Here is a 12,559-nt window from a genome sequence, read left to right as displayed (position 1 = left end):
TTAACCCTATCGAATGAAATTTATAACTTAAGAAATAATAGTTATATACGAGTGAAAGGGGATGCGAAATGACAGAACGTGATCGATATACAAATGAAGAAAAAGAAGCTGAGCCAAAAGAAGCTGGAAAAGAGGCTTCAATAGTTGAAAAAATTCAACAGCTTGGACAGACAAATGTACCACAAATGAATGAATCACGTATTCATTGTTTAACGATTATCGGACAAGTGGAAGGTCATGTTCAATTACCACCGCAAAATAAAACAACAAAATATGAGCATATCATTCCGCAAATTGTTGCGATTGAACAAAATCCGAAAATTGAAGGTTTGCTTTTAATATTAAATACAGTTGGAGGTGACGTTGAAGCTGGGCTAGCAATTTCTGAAATGGTAGCTTCACTTTCAAAACCAACAGTGTCTCTAGTTTTAGGTGGGGGACATTCCATCGGTGTACCGATTGCTGTTTCTACTGACTATTCGTTTATTGCGGAAACTGCGACGATGACAATTCATCCAATTCGTTTAACAGGTCTTGTCATAGGTGTGCCACAAACATTTGAGTATTTGGATAAGATGCAAGAAAGAGTCATTCGTTTTGTGACGAAGCACTCGAAAGTAACAGAAGATCGTTTTAAAGAGCTTATGTTTGCGAAAGGGAATTTAACGCGAGATATTGGGACGAATGTAATTGGTGGGGATGCAGTAAAGTACGGTCTTATAGATGATGTAGGCGGTATTGGAAATGCTATTCGAAAATTAAACGAATTAATAGATGTTCGCGCTGAAGATAGTACAGAAGGGACAATGCTACAATGATTTTATATACAATTATGCCAGAGCAACTTGTGTATCCGGCCGATTATTCACAATGTGAAAGTCAAAAAGTCGTAAATATAAATGGTGTGGAATTAATGGTTTCTGAAGAGGAACATGGATTTTATTCTATTGTACGTGTGCTAAGTACGGACCCACTTCATTATTTAGAGTTTGAGCCCGGTCAGAAAATAACCTTTTAGCAAAAAGAAGGATTTTGTTTAGAAGCTATGGTATAATATAAAAAACAAGACGGTTGAGCAGCCATGAGTAGGCTGCTTTCTTCTGTTTATTTAGCATTTTACAAGAAGTGTAAAAATAGAAGATATAAAGACCTGAAAAATAGAGAAAACAGACATATAAATAGAGCATTTTGAGGGGAGCTTTACTTATATGTAGAACACGAGGTGAAGAAATGGCAAAACAAAAGCAAAGAGGGACGAAGTCAAAGGCAAGACGTACGATAAAGCCAACTTTGTATTATGAAATTGTCGGTTTAACTCTTTTTGCACTTTCAATCATTACGATTTTACAGCTAGGCGTTGTAGGGAAATCGTTTGTGTTATTTTTTCGCTTCTTCTTTGGTGAGTGGTACATAATTGGTGTGTTAGGTGTAATAGCTTTATCGGTTTCCTTTGTTATAAAACGCGGATGGCCGAACCTTTTAAATAAACGATTAATTGGATTTTATTTAATTGTATTGGCGATATTAATGTTTAGTCATATTACATTATTTAACCTTCTTACAAAAGATGGAGCAGTGCAAAATACTTCTGTTATTGTGAGTACGAAAGATAACTTCTTTCTTGAAATGAAAAAGGGGCCAGATAGTGTTCATTTAGGTGGTGGTATGTTTGGTGCGCTTATGTTCGCAACATGTTACTTCTTATTTGACGAAGTAGGAGCTTATATCATTGGTATTATTCTAGTTATTCTCGGTATACTTTGTATAACAAATAAGCATATTGGAGAAGTGTTAGCTCCAGTTGGTAGAATTCTTAGAAGTCAGTTTCAAGTGATGCAAGGGGATTATAAAGATTGGAGAGCTAAAAGAACGGCTGAACAAACAGAAAAGAAAAAAACAACAAGAAGCACAAGAAACACAAGAAGCAAACGTGCTGCAGAACAAGAAGAAATTATTGAGCCGATGGAAGAAATCTCAATTGATCCTCCGATTATTTCGAATTTCACTGAGAATTATCCTGTAAATGAAGAAGAGGATAAACGAATCGAAGTAGAGCAAGAAGATTTGATCACTTCACCGTTTATTGAAGAGACTCCGCCAATTGAAGAACCAAAGAAAAAGCGTGGAGAAAAAATTGTTGAATCGTTAGAGAGTGAAGCACAAGCACCTCCTATGCAATTTTCAAATGTAGAAAATAAAGATTACAAGCTTCCTTCACTTGATATATTAAAATTCCCAAAGAATAAGCAAGTTACAAATGAAAATGCGGAAATTTATGAGAATGCTCGTAAATTAGAGCGTACATTCCAAAGTTTCGGAGTGAAAGCGAAAGTAACAAAAGTACATAGAGGTCCGGCAGTTACAAAATATGAAGTGTATCCTGATATGGGGGTAAAGGTAAGCAAAATTGTCAGTTTAAGTGATGATTTAGCCCTTGCTTTAGCTGCAAAGGACATTCGTATTGAAGCGCCAATTCCCGGGAAATCAGCTGTAGGGATCGAAGTTCCGAACTCAGAAGTTTCGATGGTAACGCTGAGGGAAGTTCTTGATTCTAAGGCTAATAATCATCCGGAAGAGAAGTTGTTAATTGGTCTTGGCCGAGATATTACAGGTGAAGCTGTATTAGCCCGTCTAAATAAAATGCCTCATTTACTCGTAGCTGGTGCGACAGGTAGCGGGAAAAGTGTATGTATTAACGGTATTATTGTTAGTATTTTAATGCGTGCAAAACCGCATGAAGTAAAATTAATGATGATTGACCCGAAAATGGTAGAATTAAATGTATATAACGGTGTGCCTCATTTATTAACGCCAGTTGTAACTGATCCGAAAAAAGCATCGCAAGCATTGAAAAAAGTTGTGAGTGAAATGGAACGTCGTTATGAATTGTTTGCTCATAGTGGTACACGTAACATTGAAGGATACAACGATTATATAAAAGAGCATAATAGTCAATCAGAAGCGAAACAACCCGAATTACCTTATATTGTAGTAATTGTGGACGAGTTAGCAGATTTAATGATGGTTGCTTCGTCTGATGTAGAGGATGCGATTATGCGTCTAGCGCAAATGGCTCGTGCTGCTGGTATTCATTTAATTATTGCAACGCAACGTCCGTCAGTTGACGTTATTACGGGTGTTATTAAAGCAAATATTCCATCACGTATTGCATTCGCTGTATCTTCTCAAACAGATTCTCGTACAATTCTTGACGGTGGTGGTGCAGAGAAGCTACTAGGTCGTGGAGATATGCTGTTTATACCAATTGGTGCATCGAAACCTGTACGTGTACAAGGCGCATTTTTATCAGATGATGAAGTTGAGAGAGTTGTAGAATATGTTATTGGACAGCAAAAAGCACAATATCAAGAAGATATGATTCCGCAAGATGTTCCTGATACGAAGCAGGAAGTAGAAGATGAATTATATGATGAAGCGGTTCAACTTGTAGTGGAAATGCAAACAGCATCTGTTTCTATGTTACAACGTAGGTTTAGAGTAGGTTATACGCGAGCTGCTCGCCTAATTGATGCAATGGAAATGAATGGTGTAGTAGGTCCGTATGAAGGTAGTAAACCGAGAGAAGTGCTCATTAATGATGTACAAGAAAAAAGTTCTTAAAAAAAGCCTAATTGTTTTTACAATTAGGCTTTTTTATATAGTGTTTTTGTTATATACTATACTCAGCAATAAAGAAAGGGCTTACATTTAGAGGTGCTCTTTAGAATACGAATACTTTGAGTATGTTTTGTGTAAATGTTCGATATTTAATGCAGAAAAATGTTAGATTTTGTTGACACGTATGAGAGCAAGTGGTAAGATTACTTCGAAAAGAATCACTGCCTCATATAATCTTGGAGATAAGGTCCATAAGTTTCTACCTGGCAACCATGAATTGCTAGACTATGAGGGGAAAAGTGTGTAACAAAGGATGTAAAGGATCATTGTGCCGAACTTTTTCTCGAAATGAGGAATGTTTATGGTGCAAAGTTTTTTTTATGCAATAAAGAGTGAAAATTTTATTTAAAAAAATTATTATTATTTATTCGACAATTACGCTTATTTTGGTGTTTAGTCATTTGTACTATGTTGTAAGTTGAAAAAAGAGAAAAGAAGTCTTACATCAGAGGTCGAATAATTGAAATGCGGGGGAGTCTTATGTCAGTAAAATCCGATAGTCGTCACCTATATCTACGGGTGATTGATCACATCAAAGAAAAAATTAAAGATGGGGCTTATAAAGAACGACAAAAGTTACCATCAGAGTTTGATTTAGCGAAAGAACTTGGCGTAAGTAGAGCGACTTTAAGGGAAGCATTGCGTATTTTAGAAGAAGAAAATGTTGTCATTCGTAGACATGGTGTAGGGACATTTGTAAATGCAAAGCCATTATTTTCTTCTGGAATAGAACAACTTTCTAGTATTACAGATATGATTTCTAGTGTGGGGAAAACACCAGGAACAATCTTTTTATCATCATCTACTACAACTTTAACAGAAGAGGAAAAAGAGAAGTTTAATAGTGAAGATGGTTTTAATGCAGTGATGATTGAACGCGTGCGTACAGCAGATGGGGAACCTGTTGTGTATTGTATCGATAAACTTGCAAAAGAAATATTGCCAGATTTATCGGGTTACAATGAGGAATCATTATTAACGGTGATACATAATAACACGCATAAGCGCATAACATATGCGGTTGCTCACATTGAGCCAATTGGCTATCACCCTAAAATCTCACCGATTTTAGAATGTGAGCCTGAAACAGCGCTGCTTGTATTAAAACAAATGCACTACGATCAAAATGATGAGCCAATCTTATATTCTATCAATTACTTTAGAGCTGATAAATTTAGCTTCCACGTATTAAGAAAGCGTATGTAGGTAAATTCCTTTTTAGGGAGGTGACAGCAAGAAGTAAGGAACAGCAGCGTATAAAAAATAGACAAATCATTTCAGGAGGGGTTTCTAGTATGAAGAAAAAAACAGGTCTTTTATTATCATTAACATTAGCAGCAAGTACGGTGTTAGGTGCATGTGGTAACTCGGATAAGGCGAGCAGTGATAAGAAAGAAGATAAAGACTTCAAAGTTGGTATGGTAACGGATGTTGGGGGCGTTGATGATAAATCATTCAACCAATCTTCTTGGGAAGGTTTGAAAAAGTTTGGTAAAGATAATGGATTAAAGGAAAAGACAAATTATCGTTACCTACAGTCTGAAAAAGAAGCAGATTATATTCCAAACTTAAAGAAATTTTCAAAAGATAAGTATGATTTATCTTTCGGAATCGGTTATAAATTAGAAGGTGCAATTAAAGAAGTTGCAAAAGAATCTCCAAAACAACAATTCGCAATCGTTGATACTGTTGTAGATGCACCGAACGTAACAAGTATTACATTTAAAGATCATGAAGGATCATTCCTTGTAGGTGCGGTAGCAGCTATGTCAACAAAATCGAATAAAGTAGGATTTGTTGGTGGAATGAAAAGTGATTTAATTAGTAAATTCGAAAATGGATTTAAAGCTGGTGCAAAGGCAGTAAATCCAAACATTGAAATCGTATCTGAATATGCGGAAGCATTTGATAAACCTGAAAAAGGTACAGTTCTTGCATCAGCAATGTATGGTCAAGGTGTAGATGTAATTTATCATGCTGCTGGTGGTACAGGTAACGGTGTGTTCACTGAAGCGAAAAACCGTAAGAAAAAAGGTGAAAATGTTTGGGTAATCGGTGTTGACCGTGACCAACATCAAGAAGGTATGCCTGAAAATGTAACATTAACTTCAATGATTAAACGTGTGGATGTAGCTGTAGAAAAAGTAGCTAAAGAAGCAAAAGATGGAAAATTAAAAGGTGGAAAAATTGAAGCGTTTGGTTTAAAAGATGACGGTATTGGTATTTCAAAAACAACTGATAACGTGAAAAAGGTTAACCCTGAAATTTTAACAAAAGTAGAAGAGTTTGAAAAGAAAATTACAGATGGTGAAATTAAAGTACCGGCTACAGATAAAGAGTATAAAGAATATGAAGCTTCTCTAAAAAAATAAATAGAGAAATAGCAAAGGTTAGTTCATAGAACTAACCTTTGTATGTATAAAAATTCCAAATCGCTTAATAAGTTAATAGTGTAATAGGGAATGTTCCCTGTTAAAAGGAGGAACGAAATGGAATACGTAATTGAGATGAATAACATTACGAAAGTATTCCCAGGCATTGTAGCGAATGATGATATTACGCTGCAAGTAAAGCAAGGAGAAATACATGCTTTACTTGGAGAAAATGGTGCAGGGAAATCCACATTGATGAATGTACTATTTGGTTTGTACCAACCAGAGCAGGGTGAAATTAAAATTAAAGGTAAACCTGTAAAAATCACAAATCCGAATATAGCAAATGACCTTGGTATTGGAATGGTCCATCAACACTTTATGCTTGTTCATAATTTTACAGTTACAGAGAATATTATTCTCGGAAATGAACCGAAGAAAAAAGGGAAAATTGCTGTTGAGGAAGCTGCTAAAGAAATTCAAAAATTGTCTGAACAATACGGTTTAGCTGTAAATCCATATGCGAAAATACAGGATATTTCAGTGGGTATGCAACAGCGTGTTGAGATTTTGAAAACTCTTTACCGCGGTGCAGAAATTTTAATATTTGATGAACCGACAGCCGTGTTAACACCACAAGAAATTCATGAGCTAATTCAAATTATGAAAAAGCTTGTACAAGAAGGAAAATCTATTGTTCTTATTACACATAAGTTGAAAGAAATTATGGAAGTTTGCGATCGTTGTACGATTATTCGTAAAGGAAAAGGGATTGGAACGGTTGACGTTGCAAATACGGATGAAAATAAACTTGCAGAATTAATGGTCGGACGTCAAGTGAATTTTAAAACAGAAAAAATAGACGCGAAGCCAAAAGAAGAGGTACTTTCAATTGCAAACCTTGTTGTTCACGATGCACGTCAACTACCTGCTGTAAAAGGCCTTGACTTAACTGTTCGTGCGGGGGAAATTGTTGGGATTGCAGGGATTGATGGAAACGGACAAAGTGAATTAATAGAAGCAATTACTGGTTTACGAAAAGTTGAGTCAGGTTCTATTGCAATTAAAGGAAAAGAAATAACAAATTGGCCTGTTAGAAGAATAACAGAAGAAGGAATTGGTCATATTCCAGAAGATCGTCATAAACACGGACTCGTACTTGATTTTTCTGTTAGAGATAATATAGTTCTTCAAACGTACTATAAAAATCCATTTTCAAAGAAAGGGATTTTAAATTTCAGCAAAATTACAGAAAAAGCAAAGGCTCTTATTGAACAGTTTGATGTACGTACACCTAGTGAGCAAACGTTAGCACGCGCTCTATCTGGGGGGAATCAACAAAAAGCAATTATTGCACGTGAAGTAGACCGAGATCCAGATTTATTAATTGCGGCACAGCCAACACGTGGTTTAGATGTAGGAGCAATTGAATTTATTCATAAGAGATTAATAGAGCAAAGGGATAAAGGAAAAGGTGTATTACTTTTATCATTAGAGTTAGATGAAATCTTAAATGTTAGCGATCGAATTGCTGTTATTTATGAAGGGGAAATTGTAGCAATAGTTGATGCGAAAGAAACGAATGAACAACAGCTTGGATTGTTAATGGCTGGAGGAACAAAGAAGGAGCAGGTGGGTACAAATGGCTAAAAAGCTTTTAACAGAACGAACGATCAATATTTTAGTCCCAGTACTATCCGTTATTTTCGGCTTACTTGTAGGAGCGATTGTAATGCTAGTTAGTGGCTATGATCCAATTGTTGGTTATAGTGCACTTTGGACAGGAATGTTCGGCAGCGCAAGTGCGATTGGTGAAACTCTCCGTACAATGATACCGCTTATTCTTGCTGGCTTATCGGTGGCGTTTGCATTTCGTACAGGCTTATTTAATATCGGGGTAGAGGGTCAATTGTTAGTTGGTTGGCTTGCAGCAGTTTGGTTCGGTTATGCAGTTTCGCTACCAGCTGTTCTTCACATGCCGTTATCAATTTTATTTGCAGCATTAGTAGGTGGAATTTGGGGTTTCATCCCTGGATATTTAAAGGGGAAATTTCAAGTTAATGAAGTTATTGTAACAATTATGATGAACTATATTGCTTTATACGTAACATATGACATTATTAAGCGTTTCTTACACGAGGGTAATGATAAAACGTATGACATTAAAGAGAGTGCGTCACTATCTTCAGACTGGCTTGCTTCTATTACTGATGGTTCACGTCTACACTGGGGAATTATTGTAGCAATTTTAATCGCTATTTTAATGTGGTTCTTATTAGATCGAACAACTTTAGGTTACGAATTAAAGTCGGTAGGATTTAATCAGCATGCCTCTCAATATGCAGGTATGAAAGTTTCTCGTAATGTAGTATTCTCCATGACAATTGCTGGTGCATTTGCGGGGATTGGTGGAGCGATGGAAGGATTAGGGACATTCCAGAGTATGACAGCGATGTCTTCGTTTACAGGAGTAGGGTTTGATGGGATTGCCGTAGCATTACTTGGAGGGAACAATCCGTTTGGTATAATCCTTTCAGCTTTATTGTTTGGTGGTTTGAAAAGTGCTTCCCCTCAAATGAACTTTGAGGCAGATGTACCGTCAGAGCTTATTAATGTAATTATTGCATGTATCATCTTCTTTGTTGCATGTAGTTATGTGTTAAGATGGGCGCTTACACGCATGAGCAAGGAGGGGAAATAAATGAGCTTTTTAGATATATTAGCCATTCTTGTGACGGGTACGTTATATACATCGGCACCTATCATTTTCACAGCACTAGGTGGTGTATTTAGTGAACGATCAGGTGTTGTAAATATCGGATTAGAAGGACTAATGCTATTTGGTGCATTTATTGGAGTTGTTACAAACTTATTAATGGGTGATACTTGGGGCACGATGACTCCGTGGATTGCGTTATTATTTGCGGCAATTGGTAGTGGTTTGTTTGCATTACTTCATGCGGTAGCTTCTATTACATTCCGAGCAGATCAAGTTGTAAGTGGTGTAGCAATTAACTTCTTATCTCTTGGATTAACGGTATTTGCAATTAAGAAGATTTTTGATAAAGGACAGACTGACTTTATTCAGTACCGTATTGAAAAGATTGATATTCCAGGCCTTTCAGATATTCCGGTTTTAGGGAAAATATTCTTCTCTAACGTACCAATAACGTCGTATATTGCCATTATTTTAGCATTCGTTGTTTGGTATGTTATTTATAAAACACCGTTCGGTCTTCGTCTTCGTGCGGTTGGTGAGCATCCAATGGCAGCGGATACGATGGGGATTAACGTATATAAAATGCGCTATATTGGCGTTTGTATATCAGGGGTGTTTGCTGGAATTGGTGGAGCAATTTTTGCGATGTCAATTTCTAATAACTTCTCAGGGGCAACTATTACAGGACAAGGTTTCTTAGCATTAGCTGCTATGATTTTTGGAAAGTGGAATCCACTAGGTGCATTAGGTGCAGCGCTATTCTTTGGTTTTGCACAATCATTAAGTGTAACAGGTGGAACAATTCCTGTATTAGATCAAATTCCGAGTGTTTTATTAACAATATTACCGTATGTATTCACAATATTAGCACTCGTTGGTTTTGTAGGTCGTTCTGAAGCTCCGAAAGCATTAGGAACTCCTTATGAAAAAGGAAAACGATAAGTATAAAAAGCTCGCACATTAGTGCGGGCTTTTTTACATAGACTATATTTAATACGGAATTTTACTATGTTCCTTACATATTACAGTTTTTAGAAAGGGCCTTATGTAAGTATAGTGAGGAAGAAAAGTTGATTTTTCATTTCTAAAAACTGTATATTGAAGAGGAATATTCCTATATACGTAAAGGAGGGCTATAAATGAAACTAATGGAACAACAACTACATGAGTTAGGTGGTTTGCGCGTACATATTATTCCGACTGATAAATATAAAACGAATACCTTTGTATTTCGTTTTAAAGCGCCTTTAAATGAGGAGACGGTGACAGAGCGTGCCCTATTGCCATACGTATTGCAAAGTGCGACAGAAAAATTACCTTCTGTAATTCGTCTTCGTCAATATTTAGAAGAATTATACGGATCTTCTTTAGCGGTAGATGTAAGTAAAAAAGGGGAAGACCATATTATCTCCATTTATGTAGACATTGCAAATGAAGTTTATTTACATGATGCACCACCGTTATTTGAAAAAGCGCTTTCTATGTTGTCAGATATCGTGTTACATCCAGCAACGGAGGAGAAAGGTTTCCTATCTTCTATCGTAGAAAGTGAAAAAAGAGCACTGTTACAGAGAATTGAAGCTACTTATGATGATAAAATGCGTTATGCAAACGAGCGTTTAATTGAAGAAATGTGCAAAGTAGAACCGTATCGTTTAAGTGCAAATGGAAAAAAAGAGAGTGTTACGTCTATTACAAATGAAAGTCTGTATCAATATTATCAAAAGGTGCTAGCGGAAGATGAAATGGATTTATATATTATTGGTGATATTTCAGAAAACGCTGTTGATCTTGTAAGTAAGTATTTTTCTATTTCAGCTCGTCCAGTGAGAGAAAGAAATGTACTCCTTCATAGACGAAATAATGAAGAAAAAGAAGTTGTTGAAAAACAAGAATTAAAACAAAGTAAATTACACATCGGTTATCGTACATTTGTCACATATAAAGATGAAGATTATTTTGCATTGCAATTGTTCAATGGATTGTTTGGTGGCTTTTCTCATTCGAAGTTATTCGTAAATGTGCGTGAAAAAAATAGTTTAGCGTACTATGCAGCATCGCGCTTTGAAAGTCATAAAGGTTTATTATTTGTTATGTCAGGAATCGAAGCGAAAAATTATGAAAAAGCAGTTGAGATTATTAAAGAACAAATGCTTGCGATGCAAAATGGAGAGTTTTCTGAAGAAGAAATACATCAAACAAAAAGTGTCATCCAAAATCAAATATTAGAGGCAATTGATACACCACGTGGTTTTGTAGAAATGCTATATCATGGTATTATTTCAGATCGTACACGTCCAGTTGAAGAATGGCTTACCGGTATAGAAAGTGTGACAAAACAAGAAATTGTAAAAGTTGCTAAAAATATTGAACTAGATACAATTTACTTTTTACAAGGAACGGAGGGAGAGTAAATGGAGAAAATTGTTTATGAACAATTAAAAGAAACACTCTATTATGAAAAACTTCCTAATGGATTAGATGTATATGTTTTACCGAAACAAGGATTTAATAAAACATTTGCGACGTTTACGACGAAATATGGTTCTGTAGATAATACATTTATACCATTAGGGAAAGAAGAAATGATTCGTGTGCCTGATGGAATTGCACATTTTCTTGAGCATAAATTATTTGAAAAAGAAGATCACGATGCTTTCCAATTGTTTAGTAAACAAGGGGCATCCGCAAATGCTTTCACATCTTTCACAAGAACAGCTTACCTTTTCTCATGTACATCAAATGTAGAACAAAATTTAAATACATTGTTAAACTTTGTACAAGAGCCTTACTTCTCTGAAAAAACCGTTGAAAAAGAGAAGGGTATTATTGGGCAAGAAATTCAAATGTATCAAGATAATCCAGATTGGCGCTTATATTTTGGATTAATTGATAGCTTGTTTGTAAAGCACCCGATTAAAATTGATATTGCAGGGACGATTGAGTCTATTAGTAAAATTACAAAAGACCTACTATATGAATGTTATGAAACGTTTTATCATCCAAGCAATATGTTAATGTTTGTTGTAGGTGCAATTGATCCAGAAAAAACGATGGATTTGATACGTGAAAATCAAGCGAAGAAAGATTATAAAAACCAACCAGAAATAGTACGTTCATTCGAAGAAGAACCAGATGAGGTAAATGAAAAGAAGAAAATTATTTCAATGCCTGTACAAACTCCGAAATGTTTAGTTGGTATTAAAGCGACAAACTTAAAAGAAAAAGGGGAAGCTCTTTTAAAACAAGAAATTGCGCTTACGTTACTTTTAGATTATTTATTTGGGAAAAGCTCCGTTCATTACGAATCTTTATATAACGAAGGGCTCATTGATGATTCGTTCTCGTATGATTATACAGAAGAGAATAACTTCGGTTTTGCAATGGTTGGCGGCGATACGAAGCAACCTGATGAGCTGGAAGAGCGTTTGAAAGGTATTTTATTAAACACAAATTATGATCAATTAGATGAGGCGGCATTAGAACGAGTGAAGAAAAAGAAAATAGGTGGCTTTTTACGTTCCTTGAATTCACCGGAATATATTGCAAATCAATTTACACGATATGCGTTTAATGAATCGAGTCTGTTTGATGCATTGACTGTATTAGAAAGTCTAACGGTTCAAGATTTACAAGAAGTAGCTCAATTACTATTATCAGAAGAGAAAATGAGTGTTTGCCAAGTTTTACCTAAAAAATAAAAGGTTTCATAACAATACCCTCATCTTATCATTGATAAATTGTAAGATGAGGGTATTATTTATTTGTAGGGAAAAGATTTTTTTGAGAT

At 35.6% G+C, this 12,559-nt stretch carries 10 protein-coding genes and 1 riboswitch; all 10 genes read left to right on the top strand.

Annotated features, from left to right (window positions below; all coding sequences use genetic code 11):
* The first annotated feature begins 68 nt into the window (after window positions 1–68).
* The 10 genes from tepA to yfmH all read left to right on the top strand — a co-directional run bounded on the left by tepA (window position 69) and on the right by yfmH (window position 12,470).
* Entirely contained in the window at window positions 69–818 is a 750-nt protein-coding gene (gene tepA, locus F3I02_RS10230; protein ID WP_000139806.1) for a translocation-enhancing protein TepA, read from the top strand.
* Window positions 815–1,018: a YlzJ-like family protein gene (locus F3I02_RS10225; RefSeq protein WP_000605023.1), complete on the top strand. Its 204-nt coding sequence runs from the start codon at window positions 815–817 to the stop codon at window positions 1,016–1,018. The genes tepA and F3I02_RS10225 overlap by 4 nt, the downstream gene beginning before the upstream one ends.
* Before the next feature lie 212 nt (window positions 1,019–1,230).
* Complete coding sequence (locus F3I02_RS10220; RefSeq protein WP_196477916.1) at window positions 1,231–3,621, top strand: DNA translocase FtsK; 2,391 nt, start codon at window positions 1,231–1,233, stop codon at window positions 3,619–3,621.
* A 203-nt stretch (window positions 3,622–3,824) separates the two neighbouring features.
* Window positions 3,825–3,926: riboswitch (purine riboswitch) on the top strand.
* Between the two features lie 232 nt (window positions 3,927–4,158).
* Entirely contained in the window at window positions 4,159–4,884 is a 726-nt protein-coding gene (locus tag F3I02_RS10215) for a GntR family transcriptional regulator (RefSeq protein WP_000114182.1), read from the top strand.
* Between the two features lie 89 nt (window positions 4,885–4,973).
* A complete protein-coding gene (locus F3I02_RS10210) occupies window positions 4,974–6,050 on the top strand; it encodes a BMP family lipoprotein (protein ID WP_000730604.1) in 1,077 nt (358 codons plus the stop codon).
* Window positions 6,051–6,167: 117 nt separating this feature from the next.
* Entirely contained in the window at window positions 6,168–7,700 is a 1,533-nt protein-coding gene (locus tag F3I02_RS10205; RefSeq protein ID WP_000456911.1) for an ABC transporter ATP-binding protein, read from the top strand.
* Window positions 7,693–8,751, top strand: coding sequence for an ABC transporter permease (locus tag F3I02_RS10200; RefSeq protein ID WP_001085260.1), 1,059 nt, complete (start codon window positions 7,693–7,695; stop codon window positions 8,749–8,751). Before F3I02_RS10205 ends, F3I02_RS10200 begins: the two co-directional genes overlap by 8 nt.
* Complete coding sequence (locus tag F3I02_RS10195; protein ID WP_000008857.1) at window positions 8,752–9,711, top strand: ABC transporter permease; 960 nt, start codon at window positions 8,752–8,754, stop codon at window positions 9,709–9,711.
* Between the two features lie 197 nt (window positions 9,712–9,908).
* Window positions 9,909–11,183 carry an EF-P 5-aminopentanol modification-associated protein YfmF gene (yfmF, locus tag F3I02_RS10190; RefSeq protein WP_151521877.1) on the top strand — a complete coding sequence of 425 codons (1,275 nt, stop codon included), beginning with the start codon at window positions 9,909–9,911 and terminating at the stop codon, window positions 11,181–11,183.
* Window positions 11,184–12,470 (top strand): EF-P 5-aminopentanol modification-associated protein YfmH, encoded by a 1,287-nt coding sequence (yfmH, locus tag F3I02_RS10185; RefSeq protein ID WP_000411968.1) that lies wholly within the window; start codon window positions 11,184–11,186, stop codon window positions 12,468–12,470.
* Window positions 12,471–12,559: the final 89 nt, after the last annotated feature.

It is taken from the genome of Bacillus sp. SRB3LM (genome assembly GCF_015712745.1).
Classification (GTDB): domain Bacteria; phylum Bacillota; class Bacilli; order Bacillales; family Bacillaceae_G; genus Bacillus_A; species Bacillus_A thuringiensis_K.
Note: the sequence above shows the minus strand (reverse complement) of the source record. Positions and strands in the feature narration are given on the sequence as shown.

Coding starts and splice junctions, on each gene's coding strand:
- tepA (WP_000139806.1), top strand. CDS start 69: ATGACAGAACGTGATCGATATACAAATGAAGAAAAAGAAGCTGAGCCA.
- F3I02_RS10225 (WP_000605023.1), top strand. CDS start 815: ATGATTTTATATACAATTATGCCAGAGCAACTTGTGTATCCGGCCGAT.
- F3I02_RS10220 (WP_196477916.1), top strand. CDS start 1,231: ATGGCAAAACAAAAGCAAAGAGGGACGAAGTCAAAGGCAAGACGTACG.
- F3I02_RS10215 (WP_000114182.1), top strand. CDS start 4,159: ATGTCAGTAAAATCCGATAGTCGTCACCTATATCTACGGGTGATTGAT.
- F3I02_RS10210 (WP_000730604.1), top strand. CDS start 4,974: ATGAAGAAAAAAACAGGTCTTTTATTATCATTAACATTAGCAGCAAGT.
- F3I02_RS10205 (WP_000456911.1), top strand. CDS start 6,168: ATGGAATACGTAATTGAGATGAATAACATTACGAAAGTATTCCCAGGC.
- F3I02_RS10200 (WP_001085260.1), top strand. CDS start 7,693: ATGGCTAAAAAGCTTTTAACAGAACGAACGATCAATATTTTAGTCCCA.
- F3I02_RS10195 (WP_000008857.1), top strand. CDS start 8,752: ATGAGCTTTTTAGATATATTAGCCATTCTTGTGACGGGTACGTTATAT.
- yfmF (WP_151521877.1), top strand. CDS start 9,909: ATGAAACTAATGGAACAACAACTACATGAGTTAGGTGGTTTGCGCGTA.
- yfmH (WP_000411968.1), top strand. CDS start 11,184: ATGGAGAAAATTGTTTATGAACAATTAAAAGAAACACTCTATTATGAA.